At 51.1% G+C, this 18,520-nt stretch carries 19 protein-coding genes and 1 pseudogene; 19 read left to right on the top strand and 1 reads right to left on the bottom strand.

From position 1 onward, the window contains the following. Positions 1-91: 91 nt before the first annotated feature. Genes I2H39_RS19440 through I2H39_RS19455 form a run of 4 tightly spaced genes read left to right on the top strand, consistent with a single transcriptional unit; the run spans position 92 to position 3,329 of the window. Entirely contained in the window at positions 92-688 is a 597-nt protein-coding gene (locus tag I2H39_RS19440) for a type IV toxin-antitoxin system AbiEi family antitoxin domain-containing protein (RefSeq protein ID WP_002588981.1), read from the top strand. Continuing rightward, positions 685-1,539, top strand: coding sequence for a nucleotidyl transferase AbiEii/AbiGii toxin family protein (locus tag I2H39_RS19445; RefSeq protein WP_002595844.1), 855 nt, complete (start codon positions 685-687; stop codon positions 1,537-1,539). Before I2H39_RS19440 ends, I2H39_RS19445 begins: the two co-directional genes overlap by 4 nt. Next, a complete protein-coding gene (locus I2H39_RS19450) occupies positions 1,536-1,862 on the top strand; it encodes a hypothetical protein (RefSeq protein ID WP_006773027.1) in 327 nt (108 codons plus the stop codon). The genes I2H39_RS19445 and I2H39_RS19450 overlap by 4 nt, the downstream gene beginning before the upstream one ends. Positions 1,863-1,916: 54 nt before the next feature. Further along, positions 1,917-3,329 (top strand): relaxase/mobilization nuclease domain-containing protein, encoded by a 1,413-nt coding sequence (locus tag I2H39_RS19455; RefSeq protein WP_195627329.1) that lies wholly within the window; start codon positions 1,917-1,919, stop codon positions 3,327-3,329. A gap of 188 nt (positions 3,330-3,517) precedes the next feature. On the opposite strand, the gene I2H39_RS19460 is transcribed toward I2H39_RS19455, so the two are convergent. Continuing rightward, positions 3,518-3,832 (bottom strand): helix-turn-helix transcriptional regulator, encoded by a 315-nt coding sequence (locus I2H39_RS19460; RefSeq protein ID WP_002576937.1) that lies wholly within the window; start codon positions 3,830-3,832, stop codon positions 3,518-3,520. A 157-nt stretch (positions 3,833-3,989) separates the two neighbouring features. Here I2H39_RS19460 and I2H39_RS19465 point away from each other — a divergent pair, with 157 nt between their 5' ends. The 15 genes and pseudogenes from I2H39_RS19465 to I2H39_RS19535 all read left to right on the top strand — a co-directional run bounded on the left by I2H39_RS19465 (position 3,990) and on the right by I2H39_RS19535 (position 18,499). After that, positions 3,990-4,532 carry an SLOG family protein gene (locus tag I2H39_RS19465; RefSeq protein ID WP_006059597.1) on the top strand — a complete coding sequence of 181 codons (543 nt, stop codon included), beginning with the start codon at positions 3,990-3,992 and terminating at the stop codon, positions 4,530-4,532. Positions 4,533-4,639: 107 nt separating this feature from the next. Then, complete coding sequence (locus I2H39_RS28910; RefSeq protein ID WP_166434156.1) at positions 4,640-4,810, top strand: hypothetical protein; 171 nt, start codon at positions 4,640-4,642, stop codon at positions 4,808-4,810. A 53-nt stretch (positions 4,811-4,863) separates the two neighbouring features. Continuing rightward, entirely contained in the window at positions 4,864-5,097 is a 234-nt protein-coding gene (locus I2H39_RS19470) for an immunity 17 family protein (RefSeq protein WP_002576934.1), read from the top strand. A gap of 11 nt (positions 5,098-5,108) precedes the next feature. Beyond that, on the top strand, positions 5,109-5,612 hold the full coding sequence (locus I2H39_RS19475; RefSeq protein ID WP_195627330.1) for a DUF2004 domain-containing protein: 504 nt from the start codon (positions 5,109-5,111) through the stop codon (positions 5,610-5,612). A gap of 36 nt (positions 5,613-5,648) precedes the next feature. Then, positions 5,649-5,975 carry a DUF5713 family protein gene (locus I2H39_RS19480; RefSeq protein WP_002588986.1) on the top strand — a complete coding sequence of 109 codons (327 nt, stop codon included), beginning with the start codon at positions 5,649-5,651 and terminating at the stop codon, positions 5,973-5,975. A gap of 5 nt (positions 5,976-5,980) precedes the next feature. Further along, positions 5,981-6,927 (top strand): annotated as a pseudogene (locus I2H39_RS19490) (DUF4241 domain-containing protein). Positions 6,928-6,954: 27 nt separating this feature from the next. After that, positions 6,955-7,395, top strand: a complete 441-nt coding sequence (locus I2H39_RS19495) for an Imm51 family immunity protein (protein ID WP_006773011.1) — start codon at positions 6,955-6,957, stop codon at positions 7,393-7,395. Next, positions 7,392-7,640, top strand: a complete 249-nt coding sequence (locus tag I2H39_RS19500; protein ID WP_195627331.1) for a S6 modification enzyme RimK — start codon at positions 7,392-7,394, stop codon at positions 7,638-7,640. The genes I2H39_RS19495 and I2H39_RS19500 overlap by 4 nt, the downstream gene beginning before the upstream one ends. Before the next feature lie 25 nt (positions 7,641-7,665). Continuing rightward, on the top strand, positions 7,666-7,965 hold the full coding sequence (locus tag I2H39_RS19505) for a hypothetical protein (protein WP_008816754.1): 300 nt from the start codon (positions 7,666-7,668) through the stop codon (positions 7,963-7,965). A 15-nt stretch (positions 7,966-7,980) separates the two neighbouring features. After that, positions 7,981-8,931 carry a hypothetical protein gene (locus tag I2H39_RS19510; RefSeq protein WP_008816755.1) on the top strand — a complete coding sequence of 317 codons (951 nt, stop codon included), beginning with the start codon at positions 7,981-7,983 and terminating at the stop codon, positions 8,929-8,931. Then, a complete protein-coding gene (locus tag I2H39_RS19515) occupies positions 8,928-9,338 on the top strand; it encodes a hypothetical protein (protein WP_008816756.1) in 411 nt (136 codons plus the stop codon). The genes I2H39_RS19510 and I2H39_RS19515 overlap by 4 nt, the downstream gene beginning before the upstream one ends. Positions 9,339-9,349: 11 nt before the next feature. Then, a complete protein-coding gene (locus tag I2H39_RS19520; protein WP_002588993.1) occupies positions 9,350-10,324 on the top strand; it encodes a hypothetical protein in 975 nt (324 codons plus the stop codon). Positions 10,325-10,366: 42 nt separating this feature from the next. Further along, a complete protein-coding gene (locus I2H39_RS19525) occupies positions 10,367-17,059 on the top strand; it encodes a DUF2185 domain-containing protein (protein WP_195627332.1) in 6,693 nt (2,230 codons plus the stop codon). Between the two features lie 15 nt (positions 17,060-17,074). Continuing rightward, positions 17,075-17,938, top strand: a complete 864-nt coding sequence (locus I2H39_RS19530; protein WP_008816759.1) for a CbrC family protein — start codon at positions 17,075-17,077, stop codon at positions 17,936-17,938. A 9-nt stretch (positions 17,939-17,947) separates the two neighbouring features. Continuing rightward, on the top strand, positions 17,948-18,499 hold the full coding sequence (locus I2H39_RS19535) for a DUF4304 domain-containing protein (RefSeq protein WP_006059611.1): 552 nt from the start codon (positions 17,948-17,950) through the stop codon (positions 18,497-18,499). Positions 18,500-18,520 lie beyond the last annotated feature (21 nt).

Raw genomic sequence — 18,520 nt, forward strand, 5'->3', positions numbered from 1 at the left:
CCGTCTGTTAAATTTGGAAAGAGAAACTATATATCCACGACTTTACTTTTGAACTAATATCGCGTATAATATTAGTGTGAAAGGAAGTGATATGATGGGACAATTTGAACAGCTGGATCAGATGCTAACAGAACAAGAAGGAATGCTGCGAACATCGCAGGTCGTATCTTCTGGAATTTCAAAGCCGGTATTTTATGATTATGTGCGTTCACGAGATTTGGATAGAGTCGCACATGGGATTTATCTGTCCAAAGATTCCTGGGTGGATGCCATGTATCTGCTTCATTTGCGATTTGAACAAGCAGTATTTTCACATGAAACAGCTTTATTTTTTCACGATCTGACAGATCGTGAACCAATAGAATATACAGTTACGGTCAAAACTGGATGCAATCCAAGCAAAATGAAAGCAGAAGGCATTCAAGTTTTTACGATTAAAGCAGACTTACATGATGTAGGACTTACAACAGCGAAAACTCCGTTCGGGCATACTGTGCCGGTTTATGATATGGAGCGAACAATCTGTGATTTGCTCAGAAGCCGTAGCAGAATTGAAATTCAGACCTTTCAGGGAGCACTGAAAGCGTATGCCCGTAGAAAAGATAAGAACCTGCGAGCTTTAATGCAATATGCTGGGATGTTCAAGGTGGAAAAAATTTTACGACAGTATTTGGAGGTACTTTTATGATAAAAACAGCAAGACAGCTTAAAGATTTAATACGAAACCTTTCCAGAGAAAAATCCGCAGATGCTCAGATTTTAATGAGGAACTACATGATGGAGCGTTTTTTGGAGCGTATTTCTCTTTCTGAGTATCGTGATAAGTTTATCTTGAAGGGTGGTATGTTGGTAGCGGCTATGGTTGGATTGGATGCCCGCTCTACGATGGATTTGGATGCAACCATAAAAGGAGCTAATGTTAATGTGGAGGATATTGAGAATCTAATTTCATCAATCGTAACTGTTCCGATTGATGATGGTGTTAAATTTCAGCTGAAAAGTATTTCGGAGATTATGGATGAAGCAGAGTATCCGGGGATTCGTGTCAGCATGAGTACAACATTCGATGGTGTAGTGACCCCTTTGAAAATTGATATTTCTACGGGAGATGCAATCACTCCAAGAGAGGTTCGGTATTCATTCAAACTTATGCTGGAAGATCGCTCCATTGATATTTGGGCTTATAATTTAGAAACTGTGCTGGCAGAAAAACTGGAAACCATTATTACTAGAACCACAACCAATACCCGCATGAGAGATTTCTACGATATTTACATTTTAGAACAGCTGCATGGAACCACGCTGAACCCGAAAATTTTACATGATGCGCTTCTGGCAACTGCTCATAAACGGGGATCGGAGAAGTATCTTAACCAGGCTGAAGAAGTTTTTGACGAAGTGGAAAATGATTCGGTTATGCAAAAACTTTGGGAGGCATACCGTAAAAAGTTTTCTTATGCTTCTGATTTGGAATGGGATGTGATTATGAAAGCAATTCGCAGGTTATATGTTCTTTGCGAGAAGGGCATCAGCTTATGAAAAAGCATGGACACTATTGTAAAGTTTGTGGTGAATACAAAGCCAACGAAAAATTTTCAGGCAAAGGTCATGCATCCCACATTTGTAAATCCTGTGCTTCGCTACCAGCAGAAAAGCAGGCTGAACTGATGACACTGAATCGTCTTTTGAATCTTCCATGGAGGCTATCGAAAGAGCAGTTGTCCTGGCTGAAAAATCGACTAAAGGATAGGCGGCCTGATGTCCGTGCATTGGCGCAAGAGCAATATGAAATGAGATTTCCACCAAGACACTTAGAAGATGATGAGTTCAATTTTTTCGATGAAGAAAGTTTTATAGAATAGTGAAAGCGGTCTGCTATGGCAGGCCGTTTTCTTTTCGGGAAGGAGGTCTGACCTATGGCAACCACAAGAATCATGCCGCTTCATGTCGGCAAGGGCCGCACAGAAAGTCGGGCGATCAGTGACATCATCGACTATGTGGCCAATCCCAAAAAAACAGATAATGGCAGGCTCATTACCGGCTATGCGTGTGACAGCAGGACTGCGGATGCAGAGTTCCTTCTGGCAAAGCGGCAGTACCTTGCCGCGACCGGACGAGTGCGAGGTGCGGATGATGTGATCGCCTATCATGTGCGCCAGTCGTTCCGCCCCGGTGAGATCACACCGGAGGAAGCCAATCGGCTGGGTGTGGAATTTGCCAAGCGATTCACCAAGGGCAATCATGCCTTTGTGGTCTGCACCCACATAGACAAGTCGCACATTCACAATCACATTATCTGGTCATCGGTCAGCTTAGAATATGACCGGAAATTCCGAAACTTTTGGGGCAGCACCAAGGCAGTCCGACAGTTAAGTGACACCATCTGCGTCGAAAACGGACTGTCCATTGTGGAGAATCCGAAACCTCACGGAAAGAGCTATAACAAGTGGCTGGGCGATCAGGCAAAGCCCTCTCACCGAGAGCTGCTGCGTGTAGCGATTGACAACGCATTATCACAAAGTCCTGCTAATTTTGAGGAACTGCTGAAGCTGCTAAAAGAGTCCGGCTGTGAAGTATCAAAGCGCGGAAAATCGTATCGTTTGAAACTCCCCGGCTGGGAGAAAGCCGCCCGAATGGACAGCCTGGGCGAAGGATATGGATTAGATGATTTGCAGGCGGTTCTCTCCGGGAAGAAAGCGCATACCCCACGAAAGAAAATAGTTACACAGGCAGAGACGCAGAAGGTCAATCTGCTGGTGGACATTCAGGCAAAATTGCAGGCTGGAAAAGGTGCTGGCTATGCTCGATGGGCCAAGGTGTTCAACCTCAAGCAGATGGCGCAGACCATGAATTACTTGTCAGAGAATAACCTGCTGGAGTATGCGGTTTTGGAAGAAAAGGCAGCGGCTGCCACGGCACATCACAATGAGCTTTCGGCGCAGATCAAAGCGGCTGAAAAGCGCATGGCAGAGATTGCTGTTCTGCGTACTCACATTGTAAATTATGCCAAGACCCGTGAGGTCTATGTGGCATACCGCAAGGCAGGCTACTCTAAGAAATTCCGGGAGGAACATGAGGAAGAAATTCTGCTCCACCAGGCTGCTAAGAATGCCTTTGATGAGATGGGCGTCAAGAAGCTGCCCAAGGTCAAAGAGTTACAGACGGAGTACGCGAAATTGCTGGAAGAAAAGAAAAAGACCTATGCCGAGTACCGGCGTTCCCGTGAGGAAATGCGGGAGCTTTTAACGGCAAAGGCCAATGTGGATCGAGTGCTGAAAATGGAGGTAGAACAGGATGTTGAAAAAGAAAAAAACCACGGCCAGCGATAAGCTGGTCCTGGTCAAAAGCGTTCGTAGAACGCGCAGCCACAGAATGAAATTCTGTGTTCAAAGGGGCTTGGGGGCACTGCCCTCAACAAGCAGTTTGTGGCGAAATGGATAGCCACAAGCATTGCTTGCCACAATATGCTGCGCATAAAATGAAAAACTAACGACGGGACGCTTACTGCCTCCTATCGTTAGTTTTCTGTGTTTAAGCGACTTATAAAACCAATCAGCATAATCAAATCGTCATCTGACATCTTTCTCATTCCGTCCAAAGCCTTCTTGATAAGCTGAGGGTTATTTTCCTGTGCATCAAAAAATTGAAGCGGTGTGATTTCAAAATACTCACAGATGTTGAGGAACTGCTTCATAGACGGCATAGAACGCCCAGAGGAAATCGCCTGAATATAGCTTCTGTTCTGCCCTAACTCCATGCTCATCTGATATTCTGAAACACCTTTTTTCAATCGCAATTCTGTGATCCGATTGCGGATAAATTCTTCGTCCATACGCTCACCTCTCTGCTCTTTTAGCATAGCAGAAAGCAATTCTTGATACTTCGTATGTATTGTGTTATAATTTTATAATACAACCTTTATACGCATTATTATTTGCGTTATTTTTGCTTTATATGCGTAATCAAGGCAGTTATCAAGGGTGATTTATATGAATCAGTATGCCTGCGCCATTACCGGCCACCGACCAACAAGATTTTGCTTTGGATATAATGAGGAAGATCCCCTATGCCAAAAATTAAAAGAATGTCTCCTGGAGCAGTTTCGGATACTTCATGACGAGAAATTTGTCCGTACTTTTTTTGTCGGCGGTGCTCTTGGTGTGGATATGTGGGCTGGAGAACAGCTGCTGACATTGAGGGCACAAACGGGATACGAAGATATTAAAATTGTCGTTGTAGTTCCCTTCATCGGTTATGACTCTAAATGGCCGGATCAGAGTAGACATAGATTGAAAAAGCTGATCCAAAACGCAAACGATTCCATTGTTATTTCACATTCTGCGGATGTTTCCAGTTATAAAAAAAGGAATTACTATATGGTCGATCATGCAGAGTACCTTATCGGTGTGTTTGATAATCAGAAAAAGCTGCGCTCAGGTACAGCACAGACAGTCAACTATGCCTTGCATCAGGGAAAAGTAATCACTCTGATCCATCCAGACACTATGGAGATAACAGCCCCTGCGCCTTAACAAATTCACAAAAATTTTTCATTAGCATTTCCAACAAAATATTTTCATTGAAGGGGTGCTGTGATATAATAAGATATAAAACTACGCTCAGAACAAATGGTGCCGCTATGAACAAATATATTGGACAGCAATTTGCTGCTTTAAGATACGAAAAAAATATTTTGGTTGTTGAAGAAACTACATCTGCTGGTGGATGCGGCTCCTTCAACGCGGCTTCTTCATGTCCTGCGTCAGCCTGTCTTTATGACAGTGCGGCGTGGGGCTTTTTTATTGTTTGAAAAGAGTATGAAAAGAGAAATACCAGCAGGTATTTGCGTGAGGAGGAAGTAGAATGAACAGTGAACAGATCACAGCATTTTTGCAAGAGCATTGGTACATTGCCTCGGTGCTCATCGGGGCCGTGATTTTAATTGGGGCGATCCGCAACTGGAACTGGCTCTGCGACCCCACTGGTACGCGGGATGCCCACCGCCACAGCAGAGGATACCGGCGGGTGGTGTTCTTCCTGCTGGGCGTCCTTTTGATCGTGGTGAGCATCTGGGGATTTGTGCTGAAATTGAAATAAGAGGTATATCTATGAAACTGAATTGTAAACGCATTGATTTTACATATACACCCGGTGAGGAAATCTTCAACTTTCCCGAGGAATCGGGACTACCCTTTATCTTCGATGTAGAGGAAGAACTGACCGGCGATCCTGCTGTCATGGATGCGGTGGGAGAAATGCTGGATGAGGCGGAGAAATTGGCGGAGAAGGCCAAAGCCGCCATCAAAGCGGCGCTGGCAGACGAGGACAGCCGCTACCATAGCGTTGTGACATTTTTCATGGAGTTCCATCGGGACGATGTAGGCCCGGATATTGTGGCGGAACTTTTTCCGGAAACCGACCCAGCCAAACTGTCCTTTGCTGAGATGGTTGACTTTTTGAAGCTCAAGCGGTTCGGCAGTCTGGTGGATAGCGAGATGAACCAGCAAGTTTTCATTCTGGATCTGTCCTTTAACCCGGAGATTACCGACGAACTGATGGTAATCTACTTTGATTTGAACAAGGAGATTTTCTGTATCACACATGAGAGCTGAGCGTGACTGACATACACGAGGAAAGGAGCAATCCCTATGAAAGCATTTGACCCCAATTACAAGCTGCTGGACGAGATGTATCAGGACGATTACTATCCTGCTTTTCTGGTGGACAAGGTAAAGGACGAGCTTCAGAAGGTCATCGCCCTGCTGGAGAGTGGCGAAACCGACACCGAAGTGGTGCAGGAAACGCTGGACGAGGCGGTCTGCGGCATCAATGATCTCCAGGAGGAGTTTGACGAGAACGACAGCGAGATCGAAACGGTGGCGCGGGAATGTATTGCGGCAACCGTGGCCTACATTCTGGAGTGGTTTGGCATCCCCATTGACACCGAGGAGGCCATCCGGGAACGGGACTGGTGAACCCTATGGCAGAAAAAGAACTGGCCCTTTGTGATGAGTGCGGAAGCCTGTTTTTCAAAGGCTCCTCACAGATGATGGGGCTGTGCCAGAATGTGCCCATGTTCTCTATGGCTACCCGAATTGTGACCATCATTTTCAGGATGGCCGGTGTGTGAACTGCTATTGGGACGGCTCAAAGAGTGTGTACATCAAGAAGCAGAATCAACAGGAGGAAACTGATATGCCTACAACTGAATGGCTGAACAAATACGAAGCAATCAAGGATAAATTGACCTGTAAAGATGACTTGGAGGCCCATTTTACAGAGAAAGTGATTGGGAACATGGCGGTGGATGTGCTGGACATCGGCACCGTCCATTTCCCCACCGGGCAGATTTTCGCCTGTGATCCGCTGGTGGAACTGGAGGACACTCTGCCGTTCCTTCAAACGATCCCCGCCGGAACTTATCCCGTAAAAATCTGCGTGGTGCCCAGCGAACAATACGGCGACCGCTATGCCTGCGTCAAGGTGGAGGTTTCTCAGGAAAAGCCTGTCCGCTATGAGCTGGGCATGGTGGGCAACGAGGATCTGGACGAGGAACTGGGAGAGGACGAGTATTTTGGCTTTGGCGTAGACGCCGGGATGGGCTGTGTCGCGGACATCCAGACCCAGGCGGCCTTCAAGGCATACTGGGCCAAGCGTTTAGAAGAAGACCCGGACATCGACCCCTACAACGACCTGTTCTGCGATCTTCTGGAAGAAAACGCCAAAGCCTACCCCAAATATCAGGGGGACTGCGGCGACTGGCTCAACTGGACAGTGCCGGGCACGGACTGCAACCTGCCCATCTTTGCCTCCGGCTGGGGGGATGGTTACTATCCTGTCTACTTCGGGTATGACGCCAAGGGCAAAATCTGCGCCGTGTATGTGCGGTTCATTGACATTGAAGCCAGTTATCGAGAGCAGGATTAAAAATGTGACAGAACAAAGGAGAACACTATGAAAGACCTTTGCCAATACGGAAACCGGCCGGAGGACGAATGGGAAATCTTGCCCTGGATACCTGACCCGCGTCCGCCCTTCAAAATCTGGGTGAAGCCGGAGCAGATTGCGCCATTCTTTCTCATTCCCCACCACCCCTATGCGCTCTCCCTTCTGCTGAAAATCAACAATGGATTCCGGACGGAAGTATTCCGTCGGCTGGGACTGACTGGAAGCAGCGGAGACTGGGAGCGGCTGGTCCGGGGCGTGATCCAGGAGTTCGAGGAAAATAACAGCGGCGTGGATCTGTTTCACTTCGACTCTGACGAGGATGTGTTCTGCGTGTACTCCCAATACATCGACGATTTGATGCTGCTGTCCAAAATGATCCGGGCGGCCTGTGACAATGAAAAAACGATGGGGATGTATCTGAACATGAGCGAGGTTGCGAAAGCATGAAAGATTTGACCACTCAAACAGGGATTATAGTAAAATGCAGTAAAACGGCCATTGAATTTTTCCAAAATGCTCAATCAGTGGATTTCTTCTCTGCACTGGAAATTCCGAAGGAATTCCAAGACATAGCGGTTGAGTTTTATGATTTGATTATGGAAAACGATCATCTCGCGGCCTTGCTGGGCTGTCGCGGCAATTATGATATTGCAATACAGATAGATGAGGTAACCGGCACCATGACGGGGTGACATTGGTTCAAATGAGGGAAATGGAATGATGGAGTACATCAAGCTTTTTGGGGAGGACGCACCGGAGGGAGAACCGTCGGTGATCCTCTATGAAGTGGATACAGAAAATGAGCGGCTGGCCCTCCGCTCCATTGACATCTTTGCAGATGGCCGCACCCGCAATATCCCTGACCTTTACGACGGCGCCATCGAGATCACGCCGATCCCCACCGTGGAGGAATTGAACGCCCATGTCTGGGGTGAGGAGTTCCACGCCTGCGTCATAGAGCAGGCGGAATTTGAGGCCGCCTGGGAAAGCCACACCTATGATGGAGCGTTAAAGTAGCCAGGAGGAGACACTATGAACAAACCTATAAAAGCCAAAAATCTGCCGTTGTTCTCCATCATTGACCTGGACCAGCTGCGCCGGGAAAAACATCTGGAGGACACAGAAGTGACAGACTTTTTCACGGCAAGGGATGGAAAAGTCTATCTTCTCATGGAACAGCCGTCCGAAACACAGGGTAAGGACTGGCTCAGCACTCCTTCCACCTATACCGCAGTGGAAATCCAGCTGGATTGGGCGGAACAGCGGGTGCTGGAAACGACGCTGTTTCCTCTTGGCCTCTTGAAGTTCCAGTTTCATTATTTGCGGCCCGCAGGTGATCACTTCCTCCTGCTGGGGGCAAGATGCGCCTATCGGGAAAACGGCCCCGACCAGAACGCCTGGATCGTCAGCCGGGACGGAGCTGTGCTGTCCCGTTTCTGCCTGGGGGATGGCATTCAAGACTGTGTGGTAAAAAAAGATGGCACCATCATTACCAGCTACTTTGACGAAGGTGTATTTGGTAATTACGGTTGGGATGAACCTCTGGGTGCTTGCGGCCTGATTGCATGGACATCGGAGGGAACTCCTCTCTGGAAGAATGAGAACTATTCCATCTATGACTGCTACGCCATCAGCCTGGACGAAGAAGAAAACCTGTGGTTTTATTATTACGATGAATTCCGGCTGGTGCGGACGAACTTCAAAGAGGACTTTGTATTTGAACTGCCAATCGAAGGAAGCGGAGCTTTTTCTGTTGCCCCGTCCGGCAATACCTTCCTGTTTCAAGGCGGATACCAGCAACGGGATAAATTCTACTTCCTTACCGCTCATGGTGATCACCTTGGGAAAAAACAGGAGGCTATTCCCACCTGTGACGGAAACAAGGTCGCTGTGGAGCAGTGCAGCCTGCTTCGCAGCCGGATGTTGTTCCTTGGAAAAGATGGTGTGCTCTATGGAGGTATTTGGGGGAGCGATGGCCAATGAAACAGTCTGATATTTATACCGAGGCTCTGACCTGTCTGCGCTCCATCCTTCTGGCAGACCATCCAGAGTTCCAAAACTGGATCGACTGGTTGGAGCGGGGCATTCAGGACTGGAACCAGCGGCGGGAGGTTGCCCACCATCTTCGGGCATACGGAGGTATGGGCTCGTTCAACGACCTGCCCAGTATGCGTGGAAATCACGACTATATTTTCGACTTTCTCAAGTCCGTGTGCTATGCCTTCGGCCATCTTTATGGCAAACGGGAAGGCATTTCTCCGGAGGCATTGATGGAGGAGTGCCTGCACGATGTAGAGCAGGCAGCCTATCACCCCCATAAGGCACTGAACCAAGCTATTGCCCAGCACTTGATGCAGGGCGATTTACAGGAAAACCTGGATAGGCTGTAGGAGGACTTGTTATGAACAAAAGACTATTCCGCACCCAATTCAATCAAATGGAAAACATCGAGAAGCAGGTGCTGATGGAGAGCCTGGCTGCCCGTTATGATATGACCTTTCTCGGTCTACATACTTTTGACCGCTGGGGCCAGAGCTGCACCACCGGCATCTTCAAGAAAGATGGTCGGGAGTTCGTCTTTGTCCCCGGCGATACCGTCACCCTGGGCTGGGAGCAGTTTGCCGTGGGATTGAATCAGGAGAGCCGGGAGGAATTGGAGTATCTGTTCCGAGAATGGGAAATGGAGCGGGACCCGGAGGAGATGATTCGGGAAAGCATGGCTCCTGTTCGGCAGGCGGCCATTGGACCCATGCTGGTGGGCCGGGAGCTGGAGGAAATTAACTGGGAGCCAGTCAAAATGGATGATCCCAGACTGACTGTCCACCCTGACTGGCTGAAGGAATTCCGTGATTTTGCCTGGAGTGACAGCAGCAGTCTTACCTTGCATCAGTCGGCCCGCATTGAGCGGACGGAAAAGGGCTTTCAGATCTGTATCTATAACCACACAGACTACGATGCGCTTCTTGCCATGCTGGAAAACAGGGGCTTCTCCCTGCCCACGGCGGACGAGTGGGCCTACCTGTGTGGCGGCGGGTGTCGGACCCTGTTTCCATGGGGAGATGGGTTAGACTACTCCATGCGTCTGCACTGGTTTGAGAACATGGATGAGGATGAGAACCGGCCCTATGACATGGAGGAGCCCAACTTCTTCGGCCTGTCCATCGCCTACGATCCCTATATGCGGGAAGTGGTGCAGGCTGATAGGCTTACCACCTGCGGCGGTGACGGCGGATGCAATATCTGCGGTGGGCTGGGCCCATTTCTCGGTTTCCTACCCTGTTCGCCCCACTGTAAGCCAGAAGTGCAGGAGGACAATGAACTAAACGGAGATTATGACTTTTATCGGCCTATCATTCGGTTGGAGAACTATGATTGACAATAGAAGCTTGATACGAAATAAAGAAAGAGAGGTGCCGACATGGGAGCATGGGGCATAAAAGCATTAGAGCGTGACGAAGGGTTGGATGTACTGGACATCCTCAAAAATGAATATGTACCGGAGCATCCGGTAATGGATCTGGGCGAGATGATCGAACTGATGAAAGAGGAAGTCATGCTGGGATCTGACTTCTCACAAATCGACTTCCTCTTTGACAATACTGCGATGGCTCTGGCGGAGCTGTATTTCCAATGGAAGGATAACAGCAAACTGGACTACGATCATGAAGAAGCTATATGGGATAAAGTCACCGGTTTCACAGCATCCAAAGAAGCCCTTGCTTTCCTGCTGCGGCAGCTCACCGACATCAAAAACGAGGTGCCGGACGAGGACGGCATCCGTGAGATTGTGGATCTTTGGAAGAACGAGGACAGCGGTGAGATCGCTCCTGCGTGGTTGGAACACTTGAATCAGCTCATTGATCGACTGGATTCAGAACCGGAGGCACGACAAATGTATATCAAAAAATACTGGGGCAACTTTATTGGCGGTTCCGATGACAGTCTGAACCTTGTGGCATTTTTGGAAGACCAGAAGAAAGAGGAGATCCCCCTCAGCGAGATATTTGCCAAGATTGGGCTGGACAAACAAAACTGGGACTTCCGCCAGACCGTGGAGTATCTGGAGTTTACACACTCCGATGGCGTGGAGATGGACTTCCACTTCGCCATTGATGTGGTCACTGATCTGGCCGCCATCCTGCTGGAGTGCAGCGTCAGCGGCAGTGTAAACCTTCAGGATCTGGACGAGTACAACACCCCTGCCCGCCGCATCCGCATCACCGTCACGCCAGAGGAGCATGACGCCATGAACAAGGCACTGGCGGATTTTGCCCAGAATCCGCTGGAATATGACCTCAGTGAGATGATGGACAACGAGGAGATCCAGGAGATGGCTCGGGATGTGGAGGCGCTGCGGAAGGAACTGTACGAGGCCGCTGGCCGCAACCGGGACTACCATGTGAAAGCGGAGGATGTGAAATCTCTGCTCCCTGACTGGAAGGGTGCCGATGGCTGCATCGCCACCAACCGCATCACAGTAGAGGGCCGCAAGGTGGGCTACTGCTACAGGGAGGAGCCGGACGGCGGCTGGGACAGCGGCTGGCGCTTTACCGCCGGTGATGAGAGCGACGAGTACATGGACGACCCTAACAACGCCGGGATCTACAAGCTGAACACGATCTGCAATGACGATCCCGACATCATCCCTTTGCTGAACACCCCCGCTCCCTGCGCCTTTGAGCGGGATGAAAATGGCGTGTTCCAGCAGATCAAAGACTGGAAACCAGATGAGGACGAGGAGGACCCTGATATGGATATTTTGAAGCAGTGCCAGAAGTGGCATGAGGAGGACAAACACCAGAAAATCGTTGACGCACTGGAGGCAATCTCTGCCGAGGAGCGTACCCCGGAAATGGATATGGAGCTGGCCCGCGCCTACAACAATCTGGCGGACTCCAGCGAGCCGGAGGGAAGGAAGCTGCTTCACCAGGCACTGGAACTGATGCAGTCCCATGAGGAGGAACTGGGAGATACTTATTCCTGGAATTTCCGTATGGGGTATGCCTATTATTATCTGGATCAGGAGGGCCGCGCTCTGCGGCATTTTGAAAAAGCTCTGGAACTGCATCCCGGTGATGATCCTAAGCTCAACACCCGACAGGACATGGAGGAACTAATTGACTCGTGCAAAAAGGGTATTTCTCTGCCGCAGTTCTGGGAGTGCTTCCGGGAACGGACAGAGAACTGGTGGGAAACCTTTGCCGAGATGGAAGCAGAGCTGCGCCAGATGATGGACGAGGACAAAGATCACACCCGCGGTGCGGAGATCGTGGCCCAAATGGAGGAAACCCTGAATTTGGTTTTTGACGAGATTTCCTTCGAGATGGGCTTCAACGGCGAAAAGCATGAGCTGATCCTCACCCCGGAGGGGGATAAGGTCAAACTGTTTGAGCTGGTCTACTTCCAGAAGCACGCCCCCAAGGAGGTGCTGGAGCACTGGAATATCCTTGTGGGCCGTCAGCCTCTCCAGAACATCGGCCTGCGTACTGAGGATGGCTGGGACATCTCCGGGGAGGATGTGCAGATCTGGCTGGAGGAGCAGGGTGAAAACAGCTTCGCCATCTCCGCCTACTGCGAAAAGCTGCTGCCTATGCTCCGGGAGGAAGAAGGCCGGGCCTGGTGGATGCTCACTACCCTCACCGACCAAGTGCTGGGCGAGATCTCCCACATGAGATACATAGACAGCTTTGATGTGCTGGAGGAACCCAAGGCAGAGCCGTCCTTCCTCCTGTCCCAGCTGCCCGACAAACTGCGGGAGCAGGGCCTGGAGCTCTCCACCGACCCGGAAGCCTATCTGGAGAGCTACCTTGGTTACAAAATGGAACCCAAACAGGACCCGGACGCCGATTGGCGGCTGGATGTAATGGCCGGTTCCACCTGCTGTGTGCCGCTCATCAACGGCTATCTGAATGCCGACAATGATTTTATGGACGATCTCCATGCCGACGGCGCGGTGGCGGGCTTCTTCTGCTATCCCCTGGATACCCTGCGGGAGGAGGAAGGCAGTCAGAAAATTTTCGACTTCCGGGACAAACTGGAGGAAGTGCTCACCGGCGGGGATGGTTCGGAAGTGCTCACTCTCACCGGCGGGGCTACCGGCCTCTACTGTGGCTATGTGGACTTCATCGCCTGGGACATCCAAGAGGCGCTGAACATGGTGAAAGAGTTCTTTGAAGGCACGGACATCCCATGGGCCATCTTCCACACCTTCCGCCGTGAAGCCGGTTCTGTATCCCTAAAGCAACAAGATGATGGGACAGAAACTGAGAATCAGGATGACGAGTTGGACGAAACGCTGACGGGCATGGACTATATTCCTTACACCCAACAGAACGCCGAAGCATTCTTCGCTCAGCTGGAGCAGTGGAACGACGAAGACGAGTACACCCGCTGTATCCAGGCACTGAATGCCATCCCGGAGAACTGGAGGAACTACCGCACCGCCTACGCCCTGGCCCGTGCACTGGAGAACTACGCCATCATCGGGGACCATGACGAAGGTACTTTGAAATCCAAGGGAGACAAAGCCCTTCTGAGGGCCATTGAGGTGCTGGAGTCCGTCCGGGAGGAAGGCCAGGACAAGGCGGAGTGGAATATGCGGATGGCCTATGGCTATCAGTATCTCTACGGCCAGGAGGAAAAGGCCATTCCCTACGCTCAGCGGTGGGCAGAGTTGGACCCGGAGGATGAAAATGCCCCGGCAGTAATTCGGGAGTGTAAGGCGGAGATTCGGAAACGCCAGCGCAGCCGGAAGAAGAAGGCCAAATTCGTGCCCGGTGATACTCCATTTGAGGGCTTCGACCTCACCAACTTCTGGGATGATAATTGGTATGCACTGAAAGAATATGTCAGTGATCCGCCTTCCGATGAGCTGATCGCCAGCGTGGAGGAGGAACTGGGCTACAAGCTGCCCGCCGCCTACATCTGGCTGATGAAGCAGCACAACGGCGGCATTCCGGTGAACACCTGCTATCCCTGCGATGAACCTACCAGCTGGGCAGATGACCATGTGGCCATCACCGGCATTTTCGGCATCGGACGAGAAAAGAGCTGCTCCCTCTGCGGAGAGCTGGGCAGCCAGTTTATGATCGATGAGTGGGAGTATCCTGCCATCGGTGTGGCCATCTGTGACTGTCCAAGCGCCGGACACGATATGATTTTCCTGGACTACCGAGCTTGCGGCCCCCAGGGAGAGCCTGCGGTAGTCCATGTGGATCAGGAAAACGACTACAAGATTACCCATCTGGCAGACAGCTTTGAGGAATTTGTCCGCGGACTGGAGCATGAATCCCTCTATGATCCGGATGAAGATGTAGAGGATCTTGAGGATGACGCCGACGAGGAGAAAACTGACCGTAAGGGCTCCTTTGCCGGGTCTGTGCTCCTCTCCAAAGCGGAATGGGACAAGGAGCAGTTGATCCGGAATCTACGGGAAGAATGGGGCATCGTAGATGAGGAGCCGGATGAGGGCGACGAAGATGATGAGAACAGCGATGACGCTGTGGTAATGCGGGTCGGCGGCATGATGCTGATCGTGACACTCTTCCACGGTCACATCCCGGACAATGAAGCGGAGATCAACGCCGAAAACAACTATATGTGGCCAGAGGCCGTAGAGGTGGCCAAAGCGCACAAGGCCCATATCATGGTGGCTGTATTGGGCGAGGAGGAAAAACTGCTGGAACGGGGCAAGCTGTTCACCAAGGCGATGGCAGTGTGCTGCAAGCAGAAATACGCCACCGGTGTCTACACCAGCGGCGTGGTATTTGAGCCTCGTTTCTATGAGGGCCTTGCCGATATGCTCAAAAAGGACGAACTGCCCATCTTCAACTGGGTTTGGTTCGGCCTGTACCGGAGCGAGGGGGGCCTAAACGGCTACACCTACGGCATGGATGTGTTTGGCAAGGAGGAAATGGAGGTGTTGAACACCGACGCTGAGCCGGAGGAACTGCGGGACTTTTTGGCCAGCCTTGCCTCCTATGTGCTGGCGTGTGATGTGACGCTGCAAGACGGCGAGACCATCGGTTTTTCTGCGGACGATAAGCACACCATCACCCGCAGCCCCGGCATCTCTCTGCCAGAAGAACAGATGACCCTGAAGATCGGTTACGAGCCTATAAAGGGAGATCCGGAGGATGACAGCTGCGACCACTCAGACAATGATGACACGCAGGATGAGGAAGAATTCAGTAATCCCGAAGTCTACACCGAGGAGGAGATGGAAGCCGTCGAGGAGCACATTGAGCAGTATTTCGGCAAGTTCGAGAATGTGTTCCATGAGCTGGTTTCTCCCGACATCCATGTGGACATCTGCGTGGTGCCGCCCTCTGAGGAGCGGGACTACTGCACCCTGGTCACCATGGGCATGGGCGCTCACCGGATGAATGTGCCGGAGGAACTGGCGGAATATAAGCTGGAGCGGGCGGAGCTGGCCATTGCCCTGCCTGCGGACTGGAAGCTGGATCAGGAGTCCATGAAAGACGAAAAGTGGTACTGGCCCATCCGCCTGCTGAAATCCTTGGCCCGCCTTCCCATTGCCAGCGATACCTGGCTGGGCTTTGGACATACCATGGATAACAAGGAGAACTTTGCGGAAAATACGAAGCTGTGTGCCGCCATTCTCACCGGCCCCCAAAGTACAGAGGAGGGCGGCGAGGTCTGCACCCTGCCGGGCGGCGAGGAGGTCAACTTCTATCAGGTCATTCCGCTTTATGAGGACGAGTTGGACTATAAACTGGAACATGATGTAGACGCTCTGCTGAACAAGATGAGGGGGATCAGTTTTGTTGTAAACCCCACTCGTCAGAATGCGATCACCCGTGGCACCCTTTCCAATGATAATTTTGACGGTGAGATGGACGACGCTTCCTATCACCTTGAGAGCATTGAGGAGAAGGAACTGCCTATTGACCCCATCAATGCTTATAACCACATGGCCATCTACTTGCGCTGGTGCATGGAGCACGACCTGATGGGCGAGGACTTCCTGAAAGAATACAGCGAAGTGGCCAAACAGGTCAAAGCCGACCCTGCCAGCGTGGATCTGCGGGAGTTTATCCGGGATGAGCTGGACGGCTGTCTGTTCTTTGTGCTGTTCAATCAGCAAGGCCGTGCCTTTGCAGGCTATTACTACGGAGAGGGCGACAGTCCCTACTATCCTGCCGACATTGATGACTATGCCCTGAAATATTTTGGTCCGTCCCGATACCACTCCAATGAATTTCAACAGGAGGCATACTTATTCATCCCATTTGATGAGAAATACTATCAGACCATGGCTCAAGTGATTGAGGAACGCTTTGAAAACTGGCAGGGACAGGACTTCGACGAGGACACGCTGGAGCCTTCCGAAGTGGCTCATGCCATCATGGAGTATCTGGACTGCGAGTGTACCTATTTCCCATCCATGGCAGATGATGACCCCATCATGTCGGCATACAGCTACGCCCAGCGGCTGGGGGTACGGGAGGGCTTTGTTCCCGTACTTATCCAGGCGGATGATGAAACGCTGTTGGAATGTCTGGTAATGAACGCCGACCCGGAGCATGATGCGGACTGCTATGAATTTGACCTCAAAACGGTAGAGGAGTACCGGAAGAAGATGCTCTCCGCTCCTGTTAAGGACGGAAAGGCGATTTTGGAGGAATTGACCGGCCAGCGCAAGGAAGAAGCCGAGGACGATGATCTGGACTGGGAGGAGGAAGTCCTGGGCGAGATGGAGGGCGGAGAACCCAACGACCGCTTCGCAAACTATTGGAACGATGATACCGGAATGACATATCCGCTCATTCTGGCTAAAATTCCGGTAAAGAACCCCTGGGAGATCTTCGCCTACCTGCCCTTTGGAAATTGGAATGAGTGTCCCGACACACCGGACCTGATGGCAGTGGCGAAATACTGGTTCGAGCAACATGGTGCCATCCCTGCCGCCATGAGCCACGATGAATTGGAGTTTGAACTTCCAACTCCGATCTCCAAGGAAAGAGCTATGGAGGTGGCTGTGGAGCAATATGGTTTCTGCCCAGATCTGGATCAGAATGAGGATGGAAGCATTGGCTCCTTGGCAGATGTCCTGTGGCAGTCCACCGTCTGGTATTTCTGGTGGGATTGATGGGAGGTGCGACCAATGACAGAATATCAGAAAACCTATATCGAACTAAAAAAACAGTTTGTTGCGACCAATGAAGGTCCGGACAGTGTCCGCGCTCTATATACTTTCAAGGAAGAACTTGAGCAGAGTGAGGATCAGCAGGCCAAGGAAGTGCTGGTGGATATGTATGATCTACTGGACTTCAAGAAGGATGCCTACGAACTGCTCTGCCAAATCGGAAATCGTTCCGACAAGAAGACCCTCAAGCGGCTGGGCATCTTGAAGGACTATGCGGAAAACTGGGGCAATCATTATGCCCTCCCCAGGCCCAAAACGCCGGAGGAGAAGCAGAAAGAGAAGGAGCGGCAGGCCCAGCTGGGCCTGCCCGCCTTCCGGTATCACCCCAATCCTCTGGAAACTGGGGCTTTTGAGGAATCCGCAGACGGCGTTGTCTGCGACTGCTGCGGCAAGACGACCCATATTTTCTATACAGCCCCCTTTTACGCCGTGGAGGATATTGCATATCTGTGCCCAGAGTGCATCGCCAACGGCGAAGCAGCCCGGAAATATGACGGTAGTTTTCAAGATGATTTCTCTGTGGATGATGGTGTAGACGATCCGGAGAAGCTGGACGAGCTGATCCACCGCACCCCCGGCTACTCCGGCTGGCAGCAGGAATACTGGCGCGCCCACTGCGGCGACTACTGCGCCTACCTGGGTAATGTGGGAGCCAGAGAACTGCGGGCACTGGGTGTGCTGGAGGAGGTGCTGGACGACCCCATGTGGGACGATGAGCAAAAAGAAATGATCCGGGAATCTGTCAATGGCGGGCATCTGCAATGCTATCTGTTCCAGTGCCTTCACTGCGGAAAACACCTGGTCTGGATGGATTTTGATTGAGGTGGCAACATGGAGAAGAAGGATTTTCCCAAGGGAACCAAGCCCCGTGAGATCTTCGTCTATACCTGTGAGCGGATCGCGGAGCCTTTGAACCCGCTGGGCTACAAATACCGCAAGAGCAAAAATGACATCTACAAAAAAGACGGCATCTTTGTGTTCTCCTTTTACTTTTCCCCCTCCATCCGCTTTGGCTCCACCACTTTTACTGCCTTCTTCGATGTGAGTTCCCCGGTGATTGCCCAGTGGCGCAGTGAGCAGGAAGGGACGGAGGAAACCTATGATGGTATCGTGGGTACCTCCATCGCCCGGCTGACCCACCGGTATGATGACTTCCCCCGCTATGAGGTATCTACTCTGCTGGAGCGGGAACGCTCTATCCAGGAAATTTCCGGGCAGATCCAGGACTATGCACTACCATTCTTTGCCCGGTTTTCCAATCTGCCCAAGCTGCTGGACGATGTGGAACAGGAGGGGTTCTTCCCCCATCGGAAGGGGTTCGATGTCCCTAAGCGGAATCGGGAGTTCATCGAATGCTTCCGGGAGTATCTCCAAAAGCAGTAGGAATCAGCAGAAAGGAAACAA

The organism is Clostridium sp. 1001283B150225_161107_B6, assembly GCF_015556325.1.
Classification (GTDB): Bacteria; Bacillota; Clostridia; order Lachnospirales; family Lachnospiraceae; genus Enterocloster.